16 protein-coding genes are annotated in these 17,001 nt (G+C 42.0%); 9 read left to right on the forward strand and 7 right to left on the reverse strand.

Annotated elements, in window-relative coordinates; all coding sequences use genetic code 11:
- Positions 1-94: 94 nt before the first annotated feature.
- The 4 genes from NSP_RS17745 to NSP_RS17760 form a co-directional block, all read right to left on the reverse strand.
- Positions 95-1,078: an alpha-ketoacid dehydrogenase subunit beta gene (locus NSP_RS17745; protein ID WP_006194881.1), complete on the reverse strand. Its 984-nt coding sequence runs from the start codon at positions 1,076-1,078 to the stop codon at positions 95-97.
- Between the two features lie 462 nt (positions 1,079-1,540).
- Positions 1,541-2,674 (reverse strand): CO2 hydration protein, encoded by a 1,134-nt coding sequence (locus NSP_RS17750; protein ID WP_006194882.1) that lies wholly within the window; start codon positions 2,672-2,674, stop codon positions 1,541-1,543.
- A gap of 103 nt (positions 2,675-2,777) precedes the next feature.
- On the reverse strand, positions 2,778-4,280 hold the full coding sequence (locus tag NSP_RS17755) for an NADH-quinone oxidoreductase subunit M (protein ID WP_006194883.1): 1,503 nt from the start codon (positions 4,278-4,280) through the stop codon (positions 2,778-2,780).
- 57 nt (positions 4,281-4,337) lie between these two features.
- On the reverse strand, positions 4,338-6,194 hold the full coding sequence (locus NSP_RS17760) for an NAD(P)H-quinone oxidoreductase subunit F (protein ID WP_006194884.1): 1,857 nt from the start codon (positions 6,192-6,194) through the stop codon (positions 4,338-4,340).
- A gap of 661 nt (positions 6,195-6,855) precedes the next feature.
- Between NSP_RS17760 and NSP_RS17765 the strand changes: the two genes are divergently transcribed.
- From NSP_RS17765 to NSP_RS17795, 8 genes are all read left to right on the forward strand, one after another.
- Positions 6,856-7,164 carry a carbon dioxide-concentrating mechanism protein CcmK gene (locus NSP_RS17765; RefSeq protein WP_006194885.1) on the forward strand — a complete coding sequence of 103 codons (309 nt, stop codon included), beginning with the start codon at positions 6,856-6,858 and terminating at the stop codon, positions 7,162-7,164.
- 93 nt (positions 7,165-7,257) lie between these two features.
- Positions 7,258-7,602, forward strand: a complete 345-nt coding sequence (locus NSP_RS17770; protein WP_006194886.1) for a carbon dioxide-concentrating mechanism protein CcmK — start codon at positions 7,258-7,260, stop codon at positions 7,600-7,602.
- A gap of 6 nt (positions 7,603-7,608) precedes the next feature.
- Positions 7,609-7,911: a beta-carboxysome shell vertex protein CcmL gene (locus NSP_RS17775; protein WP_006194887.1), complete on the forward strand. Its 303-nt coding sequence runs from the start codon at positions 7,609-7,611 to the stop codon at positions 7,909-7,911.
- A 95-nt stretch (positions 7,912-8,006) separates the two neighbouring features.
- Positions 8,007-9,677 (forward strand): beta-carboxysome scaffolding protein CcmM, encoded by a 1,671-nt coding sequence (locus tag NSP_RS17780; RefSeq protein ID WP_006194888.1) that lies wholly within the window; start codon positions 8,007-8,009, stop codon positions 9,675-9,677.
- A 203-nt stretch (positions 9,678-9,880) separates the two neighbouring features.
- Positions 9,881-10,678 carry a beta-carboxysome scaffolding protein CcmN gene (locus tag NSP_RS17785; protein ID WP_006194889.1) on the forward strand — a complete coding sequence of 266 codons (798 nt, stop codon included), beginning with the start codon at positions 9,881-9,883 and terminating at the stop codon, positions 10,676-10,678.
- Positions 10,679-10,725: 47 nt separating this feature from the next.
- Positions 10,726-11,526: a beta-carboxysome assembly protein CcmO gene (locus NSP_RS17790; protein ID WP_006194890.1), complete on the forward strand. Its 801-nt coding sequence runs from the start codon at positions 10,726-10,728 to the stop codon at positions 11,524-11,526.
- Complete coding sequence (locus tag NSP_RS26065; RefSeq protein ID WP_157133639.1) at positions 11,516-11,665, forward strand: hypothetical protein; 150 nt, start codon at positions 11,516-11,518, stop codon at positions 11,663-11,665. Before NSP_RS17790 ends, NSP_RS26065 begins: the two co-directional genes overlap by 11 nt.
- 180 nt (positions 11,666-11,845) lie before the next feature.
- The gene (locus NSP_RS17795; RefSeq protein ID WP_042201734.1) at positions 11,846-12,799 is read left to right on the forward strand and encodes a LysR family transcriptional regulator; all 954 of its coding nucleotides are present in this window, start codon (positions 11,846-11,848) and stop codon (positions 12,797-12,799) included.
- A gap of 261 nt (positions 12,800-13,060) precedes the next feature.
- Here NSP_RS17795 and NSP_RS17800 read toward each other — a convergent pair whose 3' ends face one another.
- The 3 genes from NSP_RS17800 to NSP_RS27035 form a co-directional block, all read right to left on the reverse strand.
- Positions 13,061-14,485: a sodium/glutamate symporter gene (locus NSP_RS17800; protein WP_006194892.1), complete on the reverse strand. Its 1,425-nt coding sequence runs from the start codon at positions 14,483-14,485 to the stop codon at positions 13,061-13,063.
- A gap of 68 nt (positions 14,486-14,553) precedes the next feature.
- Entirely contained in the window at positions 14,554-15,456 is a 903-nt protein-coding gene (locus tag NSP_RS17805; RefSeq protein ID WP_231859493.1) for a hypothetical protein, read from the reverse strand.
- Positions 15,457-15,493: 37 nt separating this feature from the next.
- A complete protein-coding gene (locus NSP_RS27035; protein WP_231859494.1) occupies positions 15,494-15,658 on the reverse strand; it encodes a hypothetical protein in 165 nt (54 codons plus the stop codon).
- Positions 15,659-15,746: 88 nt separating this feature from the next.
- Here NSP_RS27035 and NSP_RS17810 point away from each other — a divergent pair.
- On the forward strand, positions 15,747-17,001 hold a 1,255-nt coding region (locus NSP_RS17810; RefSeq protein ID WP_017804294.1), incomplete at its 3' end, for a hypothetical protein.

The following is a 17,001-nucleotide window of genomic DNA, read 5'->3' on the forward strand; positions in this document are numbered from 1 at the left end:
CTTTACACGGACGGTTTTAACAACCTTTCCTCTTCCCCACGGACCACGGACCACGGACCACGGACCACGGACCACGCCCCACTCCCCCCAATTCTTAAACTCGCATAGCTACCATTTTTTCCACAGCTTCCACTATTTGTTCTGGTTGAACAATTGTTAACCGTTCCAAATTACCGTTGTAAGGTGTGGGGATATCTTGAGAAGAAAGTCGCAGCACTGGCGCATCCAATTCATCAAATAAGCGGTCATTAATAGAAGCGGTTAATTCTGCACCAATACCGCCAGTTCTCATACACTCTTCCACAATAATCACTCGATGGGTTTTGCGTATGGATGCCCCGATGGTATCAAAATCTAAAGGCTTGAGTGATATTAAATCAATAACTTCTGGGTCAAAACCTTGTTTTTCTAAAGTTTTCACGGCTTGCAATACATGATGGCGCATCCGTGAGTAAGTGAGAATTGTGACATCTTTGCCCTGACGCACAACTTCTGCTTTATCCAAAGGTAGGAAATATTCTTCTTCTGGTAAATCTTCTTTTAAGTTGTAAAGCAAAACGTGTTCAAAGAACAACACCGGGTTATCATCACGAATCGCCGATTTGAGTAATCCTTTAGCGTTGTAGGGTGTAGAACAGGTAACAATTTTTAACCCAGGAACCGCTTGAAAATATGCTTCTAAACGTTGAGAATGTTCTGCACCTAGCTGTCTACCCACACCGCCAGGGCCACGAATCACCATCGGAATTTTAAAGTTACCGCCGGAAGTGTAGCGTAGCATTCCCGCGTTATTGGATATTTGGTTAAAGGCTAAGAGCAAAAAGCCCATATTCATGCCTTCAATTATCGGTCGTAACCCAGTCATGGCTGCACCCACAGCCATTCCAGTAAAACTGTTTTCGGCAATGGGGGTATCAAGAACTCGGAGTTCGCCATACTTTTTGTATAAGTCTTTAGTAACTTTGTAGGAACCGCCATAGTGTCCTACATCTTCACCCAGAACGAATACAGTTGCATCACGCGCCATTTCTTCATCAATGGCTTCCCGCAGAGCGTTAAAAAATAGTGTTTCTGCCATTTAGACCTTATAGTAAAACTATTGTTTTAGAATCTTATCGTGCCACCGTAGCAAATATCGTTAGCGATCGCACTAGATGAGAGATTGATTTTTGCCAGATATTCCTCTAGGCAAAGATACGCGAATTGTCAAAGAATTATCCCTTGTTCTTGTCGTTCTCCCAACCCAGAAACAACCGAAATATTTCTGACTCCAGGTTGATGGCTATCAGAAAGTCATACCAAGTCCCGCCATAATTTAGCCATCATCTAAGTGAGTGTAGCCAATTTTTTGGCTGTTCCAATCTACCAAATTTGTGATTTTGGGAATATTTTCTAACTAACCTGATTTTATACAGCTACAACATCAAAACCGAATCAGAGACCGACAAATAAAAAAAAACCGCTCTCTTCCTCATTTCTCAGTGTTCTCTGTGCCTGGTGTGGTATGCGCTGCGCGCACGCTACGCGAACGTTAACTCCATCAATTCTGATTCACATCCTCTAACCGCGAAGTTTCCAGCCGAGTCATCCATTTTTGTAAATAGAGTTGATTAGCAGTTTGTTCAGATACATCTTGAGTATCCAGAGGATAAGGCATCAGTCCTAAAATCGTAGCTGTAGTTACACAAAACATGGATTTTTGGAAGCTGATACAAATTTGCACGCGTAAATCATCTTCACCCCGAAGACTGCGACGATAAATTTCATGTAAATAATCAGGAAGATAATGACGCATATCCTGCATCAGCAAAGTGGGAGGAATACCAGCACCACCTATAGGCAAAGGATCGGCATATAGTGCGCCATATTGAAATCGAGATTGGTCTAGGGGGATTTGATATGCTTGGGCATTGTAAGAAACTGTGCCATGAAAAGGAGTTCCCCGAAAGAATACCGCTTCGACATAAGGGATGGCTGTATCTGCTAAAAAAGTTAAACCCGCAGATTTGGGAATGATGTCATAGACTTGATCTTTAATTTTGACAGCGTAGGTAATAGGCTTTAAAGCATCTGCTACCAATGCTTGTTTAATGTGGTCTACAACTTGAGGTATAGTTTGAATTTCGCCTCGGTCGTAGCGGTCTGATAAACTGAGGAACATATCAGCCATCACCCGCCAAAATTGACCTAAACCAGTGTAATAAGCCGATACGCGCAGCATTTCCGTTAAAAAGTCAGGAAATAGTTGGTTCAATCCCATGATGATGGGATTATTTTTAAATTTTGCTTGAATAACTGCTTGCGCTCTTTCTTGAAATTCTGGTGTATCTAAATATTGATCTAGCCCACCACCACCATGCCACATCATGGCTTTCATACAATATTCGGCATATTCAAAATTAATTCTGTCATGCCACCAATGACGCATTAATTTAGAGAAAGAAATCTCGCCATTAAAGTATTTAAAAAACGGGAAAAATACTAAAAATTGATGTTCAGCAATATAAATAAGATTGTTTGAATAAGCATCTAAAACTACGCCATAGCTTTTGAGTATGCCGACTACTTCCAGGACATTATCTGGACTATCGGGAAGTAATGCACCTCCTTTTTGGAGGCGTTCGATATATTCTGCTAAAGGATGATTAGCAGGTTTTTTGCTTTTAGTTACCATTACCAGTTCTCCAAAAATTACAGGTACGAGGGATGAGGTATTAGGTATTAGGTATTAGGTATTAGGTACACTCTCCCCCAGTCTCCAGTCCCTATTCCCCATATTAAGTTTTGCTTTTTGCTTTATCTAAAGACACGGTAGCTACTACATTTTGGGGATTAAGCATTGCTGTGATGGTAGGTTCAGTCCATCGCGCTAACCAAGCGGGCTGGATGCCGAAAATAACAATTAGGACTGCTAAAATTACGGCAGGTATGCGATCGCTCCAAAATACGCGCGGTAAGTTGGTGACTTGTGCCGATAATCGCCCAAAAAAGGCACGATCCATGAGAATTAAGAAGTAAACCGCCGTTAATCCTGTACCAATCATAGATATCAGGGTTTGCACGGGAAAAACTGGATAACTACCCCGAAAAACGATAAATTCGGAAATAAAGCCGACCATTCCTGGTACACCAGCGCTGGCCATGACTCCTAAAACCATTAAACTACCAATTACGGGTAAACCTCGTTCTGGGTTCAGTAGTCCTTTAATTACATCTAAATCACGACTACCAGCTTTTTTGTAAACAACCCCTACTAGCAAAAACAGCAGTGCAGAAATCAAACCGTGGCTAATCATTTGCATGACAGCGCCCAAGGTGCTTAAAGGTGTAGCCGCCGCCGCCGCTAGGAGTACGTAGCCCATATGTCCAATTGAACTGTAGGCTACCATTTTTTTCATATCTGTTTGCGCGATCGCACAGGATGAGCCAAATAGTACACTGATGACAGCCCAAGTTGCTAACCAAGGCGCTAAATAAGTCCAAGCTTCTGGTAACAAGTTCATCCCAAAGCGCAGTAAGCCATAGGTTCCCAACTTCAATAACACTCCCGCCAAGAGTACAGAAATGGGTGTAGAAGCTTCAACGTGGGCATCTGGTAGCCATGTGTGAAAGGGAACCAAGGGAATCTTAATGCCAAAACCAACTAAAATTCCTCCTAGTAGTAACAGCTGAGTTGTCAAAGACAAAGTTGAGGTATCTAAAGTTTCTAGTGCAAAGCTAGAAGAACCACTCAGCCACACCATTCCCAGGAAACTCGCCAAAATTAAGATGCCAGAAACAGCCGTATAAATCATAAATTTTGTGGCTGCATAGCTACGTCTTGTACCGCCCCAAATGGCAATTAACAGATATAAAGGTATTAGTTCCAGTTCATAAAACAGGAAAAATAATAATAAATCTTGTGCCAAAAATGCTCCTGTAACCCCAGCACATAATAGGAGGATTAAGGAGTAATAAAATCTTGGACGTTGAAGCGATTCATCGCTGCTGTAAATGGCAATACAAGTTAACAGTCCATTTAAAACCAGCAACGGCAAAGATAAACCATCTATGCCTAAATTATAATTCAAGCCCAAAGAATCTATCCAGGGGATAAACTCTGCAAACTGTTGATTGGCTTCCGCAGGATTGAATTTTATTGCTAGTAAACCTGTCCACAAGAAAATGAGAATGGCGAAGAGCAAAGCCACTCTGCGAGAAAGTTTCCCACTCATTTGTGCAGGCCAAAAACCGATTAAAGCTGCACCAAATAAGGGCAGTAAAATTAATGCACTCAGCATATACAAGAACTAGGTAAAAGGAGACGGAAAGACGAGGGAGAAAATAACTCAGCACTCTTAAAAGGGCAATTTATCTAGTAGACCTAATGACCAGCTAATGAAAAAACCCAAAACGCTGATTACTACGAGAATAGTCAACATATACCCCTGAGATTGACCAGAAATACTGTATTTTAAACCTTGTCCGCCCAGAATTGTGGCAAATCCTACTAAGTTTACAAAACCATCAACCAAATAGCGATCGCTCCAAGCAGAAAATTTCGATAGCAGGGCAACTGCATTGACTATCGTCAGCTTATAAATTCTATCAATGTAAAAATCATAACCCAATAAGTCCTGCATAAATCTCCATACCAGGATTCTGGAGCGTGACCATGCTTTATGGAGATACATTGTAGACCCTATACCTACCCCGATCAAAGTAGACGAAAGCAGCAGTAACAAGATGTACCAATCAAGACTTTCCCAATTGGGTAACAGATACCATTGCTGTAGCATCAAGGGTAAGAGTAAAGTGACTACAGTGAGTGACACCATTGGCAATGCCATCTGCCAGCCCACTTCCGGGGCGCGGCGGGTTTTCTGTTGCGGTTCGCCCCAAAATATTAATCTGAATACTCGCGTTAAGTTCAAGGCTGTCAAGCCGTTGACTAATACTAAGACAGCAATTACCCAAGGGCTAGCATGAACTAAGCCATCAGCCCATGCCAGCATAGACCAGAAGCTGCCCAATGGTAGCAGTGTTACCATGCCCGCAGAACCGACAATAAAGGCTGTGGTGGTGGCTGGCATTCGTGACCACAATCCACCCATTTCTGTTAAATCTTGGGTGCTAGTGGTGTAAATTACTGAACCGGAACTCATGAATAATAGGGCTTTAGCGATCGCATGACTTAGCAGCAACATTAAGGCGACACCACCTTGTTCTAACCCCACGGCTAAAAATACTAAGCCCATATATGCACTCGTGGAATGAGAGAGCGCGCGTTTGATATCAGTTTGCGCCAATGCGACTAATGTTGCACCAACTGCCGTCAAGGTTCCTAGCACAACTAAGGTATCTAAAGCAACTGGGGATAAAGCTAATATTGGCTGAAGTTTATACAATATATAAGCACCACCACCTACGACCAGGGAATTCCGCATTACTGAAGCCGGGTTAGGCCCTTCCATCGCTTCATCTAACCACAGGTGTAGAGGAAATTGAGCGCATTTACCCGCAGGCCCAGCAATCAATGCCAAACCCAGCAAATTCGATGTCAAGGGACTTAAATCAGCCGTTTGCGCCCATTCATATAAGTCAGAAAAATTCAAACTACCTGCTATGGTAGAAAGCGTCACTACGCCCATTAATAGCAGCAAATCCCCCACCCGCTTAGTTAAAAAGGCATCTCGCGCCGCCGTCACCACTAGCGGTTGAGCATACCAGAATCCCACTAATAAGTAAGTAGAAAGGGTGAGGACTTCCAAAAGAGCATAACTCAAAAACAAGGAATCACTGATCGCTAAACCAGACAGCGCCATTTCAAAAAAGCCAACTAGGGCAAAGAAACGTGCCAGGGACCAGTCTTTTTCCATGTAACCCAGGGCATAGACTTGTGCTAACAAACTTAATCCTGTAATTAAAACTGTTGCCCCAATACTGACTGGTGAAAGTTCCAAAGCGAATGATATGTTAAAATCCGCAGCTTGGAACCAATTAATTACCAAAATTTCTGGTTCTCTATCCCAAATGTGCTTAAATACCAACAGGCTATGTGCAAAACCCGCAAGAGTCGTTAACAAGTTGAAATATGCCGCAGGTCTAGGCCCTGTGAGCTTAATGATTCCCATTCCCCACGGCAAAGTTACAAGTGCGCCAATTAAGCTGTAAAATGGCACCCACCAACTTGTTGAAAATAGAAACTGATTCATTGAGATTTTCCTTGACGACTCAGCCTTGATTTTTTTGAAATATCCTTCAAACAATTATTTATTCAAAAAATAGTTACCTCAACATAAATTTTGGGTTTTTTAAACTATTTCTTCTCTAAAACTTGAATAAGTATTTTTTATTCAGCTTACCTTATTTATGTATAATTAAATATAATTTAACATACTTAAAAGCATTTACTCCTACTACATCCTGTGTGATTATAAATTTCTATTTCTACTTTTAGCAAATAAGTTTATACGATACATTTAAAAAAGTTATATAATTTTTACTTAGTCGTTAGGTTATGCTCTCAAATCCGGCAAACTTAGAGATAGCATAATTTACAGCCATCAATAGCCCATTGCCGGAGTTGATTGCCACAGCTATGAATGTCGTTTTGTCAATGTAATAAAAAAATTATAAAGCATAAGCGGTTCCTCTCCAAATCCTGTAACTTCGATGAAGCAGAAGGAGGTATAAATTTTTGTTAAGTTTTTTAAAACTATTTTATCATAAACAATTATACTAATTTATATTGCCAGGAAGACCAAGCTTTCCTATGCTTAGTTTAGAAGTGTTTTTATGGCTTAAGATGGGCCATTCCCGTTAAACATTTCACAACACAGTACTGATCGGATTAAAATTTTTAGGAGTTCTGCGATGCCAATTGCAGTTGGAATGATTGAGACTAAAGGCTTTCCAGCAGTAGTAGAAGCTGCTGATGCGATGGTGAAAGCCGCCCGTGTTACGTTAGTGGGATATGAAAAAATTGGTAGCGCTAGGGTAACGGTGATTGTGCGGGGAGATGTATCTGAAGTGCAAGCTTCAGTTTCTGCCGGCGTTGAAGCAGCCAGAAGAGTTAATGGTGGTGAAGTATTATCAACTCACATCATTGCCCGTCCCCACGAAAACCTAGAATACGTATTGCCGATCCGGTATACGGAAGCTGTAGAACAGTTCCGCACTTAAAAGCTGATTAAACAAACAAAGTAATTAAAGGGGTTGCTTTCTAGAGCGCCACTTTTTTCAAGGGTTAAAAACTTTAATTCAGGATTACAACTAATGTCAATCGCAGTAGGAATGGTAGAAACGCTGGGCTTTCCGGCAGTAGTGGAAGCTGCTGATGCGATGGTAAAAGCCGCTCGCGTTACTTTGGTGGGCTATGAAAAAATCGGTAGCGGTCGAGTGACAGTCATCGTTCGTGGTGACGTTTCCGAAGTCCAAGCTTCCGTGGGTGCGGGAGTAGAATCAGTTAAACGAGTTCACGGTGGAGAAGTTTTGTCTACCCACATCATTGCTCGTCCCCACGAAAACTTGGAATACGTCCTACCAATTCGTTATACCGAAGATGTAGAACAATTCCGGGAAAATGTAAACGCGATTCGTCCTTTTGGTAGAAGACCGTAATCTGTAATGCAAATTGCCAAAGTTCGTGGCACAGTAGTCGGCACACAAAAAGATCCAAGTCTTCGAGGTGTCAAACTACTTTTGTTGCAATTAGTAGATGAAGAAGGAAATCTCCTGCCAAGCTACGAGGTAGCAGCAGATACCGTAGGTGCTGGAGTAGATGAGTGGGTGCTAGTCACTCGTGGTAGTGCCGCTCGTCAAATCCTTGGTAACGAACAGCGTCCATTAGATGCAGCAGTAGTGGCGATTATTGATACCATTCACTTGGAAAATCGCCTTATGTACAGCAAAAAAGAGCAGTATCGATAATCAGTGAACAGTAAACAGTGAGCAGCAAAGAGACTGATAACTGATAACTGATAACTGATAACTGACAAAAAGCTTAATTCAGGAGGAATCTCGCAATGGTAGTCCGCAGCACGGCGGCACCCCCAACCCCGTGGTCGAGGAATTTAGCCGAGCCAAAAATCCATGAAAGCACATTTGTACATCCGGTTGCCAACATCATTGGAGATGTCCGGATAGGCGCAAATGTAATCGTTGCTCCGGGGACCTCGATTAGAGCGGATGAAGGTACACCTTTTTCTATTGGTGAAAATACTAATATTCAAGATGGTGTCGTAATTCATGGATTGGAGCAAGGCCGAGTAATTGGTGATGACCAAAATAAATACTCGGTATGGGTGGGGAAAAATGTTTCTATTACCCACATGGCACTGATTCATGGTCCGGCGTATGTAGGAGATGATGCCTTTATTGGGTTTCGTTCCACCGTATTTAACGCCAGAGTGGGTGCTGGGTGCGTCATCATGATGCACGCTTTAATTCAAGATGTAGAAATTCCTCCAGGTAAGTATGTACCTTCGGGAGCGATCATTACTAGTCAGCACCAAGCTGACCGTTTGCCGGATGCTGAAGTCGCGGATCAGCAGTTCGCTCATCATGTGGTGGGAATAAATCAGTCATTAAGAACTGGTTATCGGTGTGCTGCGGATAGTAAATGTATTGCACCCATTCGGGATGAGATTGCTAAATCTTATACAAATACTGGTATTACTGTTTTAGAGCTAGAAAGGAGTAGTGAAGTGTCGAGCAATAGCTTGGGTGCAGAAATCATAGAACAGGTCAGTTATCTTTTAAACCAAGGGTTTAAAATTGGTACAGAACACGTAGATGAAAGACGTTTCCGTACTGGTTGTTGGCAAAGTTGCCAGCCCATTCAACCAGGATCAATGGGTGAAGCGATCGCCGCTTTAGAAAGCTGTCTGAGAGATCATAGCGGCGAATATGTCCGGCTGTTTGGCATTGATAATGGTAGACGGCGCGTGTTAGAAACCATTATTCAACGCCCTGATGGTATAGTTAGTGCGATTAAATCTAGCCCCTATACAGCTGCTAGTAATGGTAATGGAAATGGTCGTTACAGTAGTAATGGCAATGGTCACGTTGCCAGCAGTGGCGCACTGAGTAGCGAAACCATAGACCAAGTTCGTAGCTTGCTGTCTAGCGGTTACAAAATTGGGACAGAACACGTAGATGAACGGCGTTTCCGGACTGGTTCCTGGACTAGCTGCAAACCCATTGAATCCACTTCGACAAATGAAGTGATTGCCGCCTTAGAAGAATGTATTGAATTGCATCAAGGCGAATATGTGCGCTTAATCGGCATTGATGCCAAAGCTAAACGGCGGGTTTTAGAAAGCATTATCCAAAGACCAAACGGTGCTGTTGCTCCATCTGACACCAAAAAATCTTTTAGCAAACCAAGTTATAGTGGTGGTACAGCCACAGCTACCGCTACCGCTACCAGTACTAAATTGAGTTCTGAAGCCGTAGACCAAATCAGGCAAATATTGGCTGGTGGATATAAAGTTAGTGCTGAACACGTAGATAAAAGACGGTTCCGTACAGGTTCTTGGGCTAGCTGTGGCCAAATTGACACCAGATCCGACAGAGAAGCGATCGCCGCCTTGGAAGGATACCTCGCTGAATATCCCGAAGAATATGTGCGCTTGATTGGTATCGACACCAAAGCCAAACGCCGAATCTTAGAGACGATTATCCAACGTCCTTAAATAGAGGGGAGTAGAGAGTAGGAAAAAGAAGCAGGGGAGCACCGGAGCACCGGAGCAGGGGTGAGTTGGAAATTAGTTTACACTCCCGGTTGCTTAACAACCGTTGCCCTTCAACCTTCTCGCACCCTGCTCCCTGCCCCTCCGCCTTTTCCCAGTCCCCCCTCAACACTCATATTTTTCCGGCTTCCGAGGTTAAAATTTCCATGTCTGTGCCGCCACTGCACCTCAGCAACAACTTTGACTCTTACACGAGTGGCGAGGTGACTATTCATCCTAGCGCAGTACTTGCACCTGGAGTGATACTTCAAGCAGCTGTCAACAGCAAGATGATCATCGGACCAGGGGTCTGTATTGGTATGGGGTCAATTCTCCAAGTTAGCGAAGGAACCCTAGAGGTAGAAGCAGGAGCAAACTTGGGAGCCGGTTTTTTGATGGTTGGCAAAGGCAAAATTGGCGCAAATGCTTGTGTTGGTTCAGCAACAACAGTTTTTAACTGTTCTATTGAGCCGGGAAAAGTCATTCCACCTGGATCAATTTTGGGAGACACGAGTCGGCAAATTGAGGACACAGAACAACTGGAATCATCCACTAATAATGGTGATCATACCAGTACTGAACAACAGCCAGAAGCAGAAAATAGTTTAGAGACAGATGAGGAGACAGTCATATCCTCAACTACCATCTCCGCAAAGGCTTACTGGAAATTCAAACACCAGTCTACTTCCTCTTCTGGGTCTTCGCCTACATCGTCAAGCCAGCCAGCACCTGTAGAACCAGCACCTGTAGAACCAGCACCTGTAGAACCAGCACCTGTAGAACAAAAAGCCAAAGCTAGTAACTCAATTCCGCAGAAATCAAAATCTAGTCAGCCTCCCACTGAATCGCCGAATAGTTTCGGGAACCAAATTTATGGACAAGTAAGTATAAATAGATTATTAGTGACATTATTTCCCCATAGGCAAACCTTAAATGACTCGATTTCTGACGATCAGTCTGAGTAAGTGTTAATTGTTAGTTGTCGGTTTCGTGAGTAACTTGGAAAATTCACATGGAAACATCTAATCAACACTCTCTTAGCACAATTCAGAAATCCCGCCGTCGAGATAGTCTGAAAAATACTGCTTTAGGTTTAGTCTCTACCAGCAGCTTTCCCGCCATAGTGGGGACAGCAGATATGATGCTGAAATCGGCTGGTGTTCACCTAGTGGGGTATGAAAAAATTGGTAGTGGGCAGTGTACAGCTATTGTTAGAGGTGGAATTGCTGATGTCCGTCTGGCTGTGGAAGCTGGGGTTCAAACTGCTGAACAGTTTGGTCAATTGGTTTCTAGTTTGGTAATTCCTCGTCCTTATCCTAACCTAGAGATAGTGCTGCCCATCACTAGCCGTCTGAGCAAATTGATGGAGGAAGGTAATCAAAGCAGTTTAAGTAACTTAGCCATTGGTTTAGTCGAAACGCGGGGATTCCCGGCGATGGTAGGCGCTTGTGATGCCATGCTTAAATCGGCTGATGTTCATTTAGCAGCTTATGAAAAAATTGGTGCGGGTTTGTGTACAGCCATCATTCGTGGCACTGTGGCTAATGTCGCCGTAGCAGTGGAAGCGGGAATGTTTGAGGCAGAACGCATTGGCGAATTGAACGCAGTTATGGTGATTCCTAGACCACTGGATGAAATGGAAAACACCTTGCCTTTAGCAAGTTGCTGGATTGAACACCGCGAACCATTGAATATGCCTGTCAATGTTGAGGAGCAGATGGCCGAAATAGAAGTGCTACAGTTGCCTGATTTATCCCAAATACCTTCCAAATTTACCGAAGAAGTGGCAGAAGAAATATGGAATGATGAATGATGAATTACGAAGGCTAAATGATGAATTGTCAGCAATTATCATTCAACTTTGGGCATTCAACATTCATCTTCGGTTGGAAGGCATCTTACGCTTTGCTTGTTGTTTTGATTTCTGCAAGCCGCACACTCGTGACTTCTAGTCATGCGAGGTTCAAAATAACTTGTGATTAGCATAAGTAAAACAAGTTTCTTTTAATAACGTTAATAGAGTTTTATCTATAGTAAAATTATGAACTTCGTATGAGTGATTCGGTATCATTGGCAAGTGTTCAGTGATACTAAATTTATAGATATAAATCGCTATTAGAGGAGAATCACCCTTGAAGCAGGCGACGCTACACCAGTTGAAGGTGTTCGAGGCGGCGGCACGGCACAGTAGCTTTACTCGTGCGGCTGAGGAATTATTTCTGACTCAACCCACCGTCTCTATGCAAATTAAACAACTCACAAAATCGGTAGGGTTGCCATTATTTGAGCAGGTGGGAAAACGTCTATTCTTGACAGAAGCCGGACGGGAATTATTTGCTACTTGTCGGCAGATTTTTGAAACCATAGCCCAGTTTGAGATGACTGTGGCGGATTTAAAAGGTCTCAAACAAGGACAATTACGCTTGGCTGTGATTACAACGGCTAAGTATTTTGTCCCCCGTTTATTAGGGCCATTTTGTCAACTTTATCCAGGAATTGAAATTTCCTTACAAGTAACGAACCATGAAGGCATCTTGGAACGGATGAACAATAACATGGATGACTTGTACATTATGAGTCAAGTCCCAGAAAATCTAGATGTCAACTATGAGCCATTTTTAGATAACCCCTTAGTAGTATTTGCACCGGTTAATCATCCGTTAGCAAAAGAGAAAAATATTCCCATAGAACGGTTGACAAATGAACCTTTTATTATGCGGGAACCGGGTTCAGGAACTCGCCGGGCTGTGCAGCAACTCTTTGATGAATATGGCGTGAAGGTAAAAGTTAAGCTGGAATTGGGCAGTAACGAAGCGATTAAACAAGCGATCGCCGGGGGTTTAGGAATTTCTGTTTTATCTCGCCATACCTTAATGCCAGACTCTTCTGAGTTCAGCATTTTGGATGTAGAACACTTTCCCATTAAGCGCACTTGGTATATGGTGCATCCACCTGGGAAACAGTTATCTATCGTCGCTCGTACCTATTATGAGTATCTACTGGAAGCTGCGAAAAAGTTGGTCGAGGAAAGTGGATTTTCTGCTTACAGTAAACTTGAGGATGTTTCAACTGGCCTTGGCGACTAGAAGTCGCGGCTACACAAACAAAACCCACCTGCGTGGGTTTCAAATCCTGAGATAAAGCACTATCTTCCTTATTCCTCGGTGTTCTCTGTGCCTGGTGTGGTAAGCTGTTGAGCATTCAACTTGCAGAGTTTGGACGGGCAAGATGCCCATCCCACAAGAGTTGTATTTAAATATGTTGTGCAAAATCAGTTGTTTTCAGCTTATGCGCTGCGCGCACGCTACGCGAACGTTTATTTCATGAAAATCCCCAATTGCAAAATCTTATGCACTTTGCTTGCGTATTTGCTTACAGTTATAGAAACCAAATATCAGCCAAAATGCCAAGATAAATGATGTTAATAGCAAAATTGGTATGGGGCCAAAATTATAAATTAACAGTGGTGCAGCAGCAGTAAATAAGCCTCCACCCACAATAGGTTCAAACAGCAATTGTTTATAAGCAAAACTCTCAAACGCACCAGAACGGTTATCTGGATCTACCATTCGCAACAGCAATAATCCAGTGGAAGTTACACCCATCGATTGTCCCATGTCGCCAATACCACGCTCAAACCAGTAAAAAGGTAGGAGATGGGGGCCTAAGAATACAAAGGCACACACGTTCCACGCAATCCCAGCAACGGATAAAATCAGAAAGGGAGCAAGGTTATCACCCAGTACAGAAAGAGAAATACTTGCTAGGGCTGTGACAATCGTAATATCTAACGCCAGTCCGCCAATGTTCTCCATCAGGGGACGACTAATTAAATAGGTGCGTCTGGTACGCATAAGTATATACTGCACAATCATTCCCCCAATCAGGGCGATGGGAAATAACGGCACGTAGGAAATTAGTTCCACTCCACCTCTACCCCAGGTGATGGATTCAAGCAAGCGCAAGGCTTCTAAAATTAGCCAGCCGAAAGCGATCGCTAGTCCGACAAAACCGAAGTTGAGTGATAATGGATCAATGAGTAAGTTACGGAATAAATTTTTTCTGGCAATTGTGACACTTGGTTCTTCTTCTGGATGCTGATTCTCTGTATCTTCTACACGATATAACGGTTCGCTGCTAACTTTGATCCGTCCGGTTCTGCGTCCCCAGTGGATCAAAATTGTCCCTGAAACTACCCCAGAAACCAGCCCTACTGTGGCTAAAGCTAAAGATAAATCAGGCCCGGCGGTAAAACCCAATTCTGTAAAAGTTGCAGCCATCCCGGCTGATGTGCCGTGTCCCCCTTCAAAGGCCACTTCTATTAAACAAGCCGCTATGGGGGGTAAACCAAAAACTGGTGTTAATATGGTGATTGCTAGTATTAATCCTACCACGTATTGACCCCAGGCAATCGACTGACCTAATGCCACTTGAGGGGCAGCTTTACGCCAAAATTCACGCAATGTTGGCACATATTGACCCAGAAACAGGGTAGCAAAAACAATGTTAATAAAGATACCAGGAGACTGCGACCAAACCGCCTGGACATTTTCGGTAAATATGCCTTGAACAAGGGGAGATTCGGGATTTATTAATTTGACAATTGCACCCAAAGCACTTTTACCCAGAAGTAAGGCAATAATACCAGCAACAATTGAACTGGGTATGTAGAGCGATCGCAATATTCCCAGGCGCTGTCTGATTAATCGCCCCACCAGGATTAAGATAGCGATGAGAATATAAGCCCAGAAGACATCTATGAGTTTGAACATGGCAGTTTGTAGCAGTTGCCTCTAGCAGCTTTGGACAATGGGAGGATCAGTTTGTATATATTGATTCTCTATGAGTCTGGGCATCTTGGCAAGAGTTGAGTATTTAGGGGTGCGATCGCTCTGTGCATTGGCGAATATACATTTGTTTGAATCCTACCTTTAAAGGATGTTTCCCGATTATTCCACTTGATTTTACCAAGGTTATTCCGTTTAATTCTATCAGCCTTGGCACTGTTTCCTTTCTTCGTAGACTTGTTAAAAACTGACCTGATTTTATTACGTTTAACTTGTTTCGCTGTTCTGTAATCGGTTTCTTGAGTTTGGATTTTACCAAAATCATTACCCAAAAATCTAGCACCATCGTTAGAAGATGTGGCGTAAACTTCGGTGTAACCTCTATCACATCCAATTATTTTACCATCGGTCTTTTTTTCAGCTTTTTGGATATCAGTCGTGTAGTGAATTTCCCATCTGCTATTACGGTTAATTAGCCTTACCTGACACTTGATTTCTGTTGGTAAAGTCGTTGGTAGTTTTAGAGTTTTACATGGAGTTAAACCTCCAAAACGCAACCACACCACACCTTTATCATCCATTTTAGTATCATAAGCTTTCACGATAATTTGGTTACAAACTTTCGTGTTACCTCGATACCAAAACTTTCTAACTAAGGTGCAAAGTTTTGGGTGTTCCAACCATTCACGACTTTCTAAGGTAAGTTGTAAAACCCCTTTTTTAGTCGGAAACGATTGGAACGATTGACCCAAAGATTTCATTACCTTTTCGACACAAGAAGCCTGAACTAAATGAATATCATCAATTACGTCATAGAGAGTTGCTTCCCATAACTTAGCAGGTAATTTGTATTTGTCTTTTAAGGTGCGTAGCTGTTTGTCAATCTCAAATTTAGAAACGCCCCAGGCTTTCAACGACCCGAACTCATTCCACAAATCAGAGCGTAGTTTACCCAAGCTCAAAGCAATCAAATCAAGCTCGTTAGATTTCCACTTATTTAGTTTTTGAGTCCCTAAAATAGCTATTCTCGTAACGGTTAATTGATTCTTTACCGGGAGCAACGCGATTTTGTGAAGTTGGGTCAAAAAGTAGCGATCGCCAATAACCTCTTCTCAGTAGCAAAATAAATTTATCACTTAATGTTGCGTATAAATACATAAATACTTCCTACCTGTTCTGTAATGGCGACAAAAAAAGGTAAAATTCCCTTTAAATAGTGTTTTTAGATAGGGAATATCTGCCTTTTATGACAAAAAATATATGTGCAAGTCTTGATTTAAATACATCAATAAAAACTTTTCAATCGAATGCTACAAAACTTTTAGATTTTGCGAATATCCCAGAATGGGATGGGAAAAAGCTCAAAGAGCGAGAAGAAGAAATTAGAGTTCAGGCACTCATTTTAGCTGGACAATGTATGGCTATTTTATTATATAATCTTTCGATATCACCGAAGATTCTTGACTACTCTGTTGCTCAAACACAAGGATGGAGAAGCACAAAAACACAAAAACATGGTTATAAAAAGCGACAAATAGTAACAATTGGAAATGTCGAAGTAACTTTAAACTTACCTTATGTACTTGAACGAAATCCGAAAAGTAAAAAATCTGATAGTTCTTCACTCAATAAGCAAAAAATCAAAACCTCAAATCAAGGATTTTGTCCGTTTTTAAAGTGGCTAGGGATGTCTGAAGGTATTACCCCTTTGGTTTGGTCAACAATTGCCAAATATGGTACAATAGCAAGTTCTTTTGATGCAGCACATTCGACTCTGATAGATTGGGGAATAAATGTTAGTTTAAAACGAATCGAACGTCTGACTTACCTTTTTGGTAAAATTGGTATTAATCTTCGCCAATCGAAAATATTACATCTGGAGATGGATAACTTATCTGATAGTAATGTTCTCAAAGACCAACGAGTTGTCATCGCTGTAGATGGTGGAAGAACTAAAATTAGGTTTAATAAAAAAGGTAGACCCAGTAGCAAAACAAACCGTCATGGCTTTGTCGGTGAATGGATGGAGCCAAAGTTACTAACAATTTATGTCGTAAATGAACAAGGTAAAAAAATTAGAACATCAGCAATACCTATTACTAATGATGGCACATATTCCGGTTATAAAGAGTTTCTGAAAATTTTAGAAATGTACTTAGTAAATTTGGGGATAAGCCAAGCTAAACAGGTGTTATTGATTGCCGATGGTGCAGAGTGGATATGGATACACATTCCCCCGTTATTAAAAAAGCTAAAATGTCCATCCGAAACTTATCAATTATTAGATTTGTATCACGCTGTATCACATTTAAAAGATTTTGCTGATGCTGCTTTTAGTACAGATAATGAAAGTCAATTATGGTTTAAAAAAGCTCGAAAAGCTTTAAAGAAAGGGCAAACGCTAGATTTAATGAGAAACATGGGTGAATTTATCTCTGGCGCGACTGGAGAACGCTGTAAAATTTTAGTGCGAGAGCGAAATTATATTTTAAAAGCCTATA

It is taken from the genome of Nodularia spumigena CCY9414 (assembly GCF_000340565.2).
In the GTDB taxonomy this organism is placed as follows: domain Bacteria; phylum Cyanobacteriota; class Cyanobacteriia; order Cyanobacteriales; family Nostocaceae; genus Nodularia; species Nodularia spumigena.

Excerpts from the sequence above, each read along its gene's own strand:
- NSP_RS17760 (WP_006194884.1), bottom strand. The coding sequence starts at position 6,194 with ATGAATCAGTTTCTATTTTCAACAAGTTGGTGGGTGCCATTTTACAGC.
- NSP_RS17790 (WP_006194890.1), top strand. The coding sequence starts at position 10,726 with ATGGAAACATCTAATCAACACTCTCTTAGCACAATTCAGAAATCCCGC.
- NSP_RS17745 (WP_006194881.1), bottom strand. The coding sequence starts at position 1,078 with ATGGCAGAAACACTATTTTTTAACGCTCTGCGGGAAGCCATTGATGAA.
- NSP_RS17770 (WP_006194886.1), top strand. The coding sequence starts at position 7,258 with ATGTCAATCGCAGTAGGAATGGTAGAAACGCTGGGCTTTCCGGCAGTA.
- NSP_RS17755 (WP_006194883.1), bottom strand. The coding sequence starts at position 4,280 with ATGCTGAGTGCATTAATTTTACTGCCCTTATTTGGTGCAGCTTTAATC.
- NSP_RS17800 (WP_006194892.1), bottom strand. The coding sequence starts at position 14,485 with ATGTTCAAACTCATAGATGTCTTCTGGGCTTATATTCTCATCGCTATC.
- NSP_RS27035 (WP_231859494.1), bottom strand. The coding sequence starts at position 15,658 with ATGTATTTATACGCAACATTAAGTGATAAATTTATTTTGCTACTGAGA.
- NSP_RS17750 (WP_006194882.1), bottom strand. The coding sequence starts at position 2,674 with ATGGTAACTAAAAGCAAAAAACCTGCTAATCATCCTTTAGCAGAATAT.
- NSP_RS17775 (WP_006194887.1), top strand. The coding sequence starts at position 7,609 with ATGCAAATTGCCAAAGTTCGTGGCACAGTAGTCGGCACACAAAAAGAT.
- NSP_RS17785 (WP_006194889.1), top strand. The coding sequence starts at position 9,881 with ATGTCTGTGCCGCCACTGCACCTCAGCAACAACTTTGACTCTTACACG.
- NSP_RS26065 (WP_157133639.1), top strand. The coding sequence starts at position 11,516 with ATGATGAATGATGAATTACGAAGGCTAAATGATGAATTGTCAGCAATT.
- NSP_RS17780 (WP_006194888.1), top strand. The coding sequence starts at position 8,007 with ATGGTAGTCCGCAGCACGGCGGCACCCCCAACCCCGTGGTCGAGGAAT.
- NSP_RS17765 (WP_006194885.1), top strand. The coding sequence starts at position 6,856 with ATGCCAATTGCAGTTGGAATGATTGAGACTAAAGGCTTTCCAGCAGTA.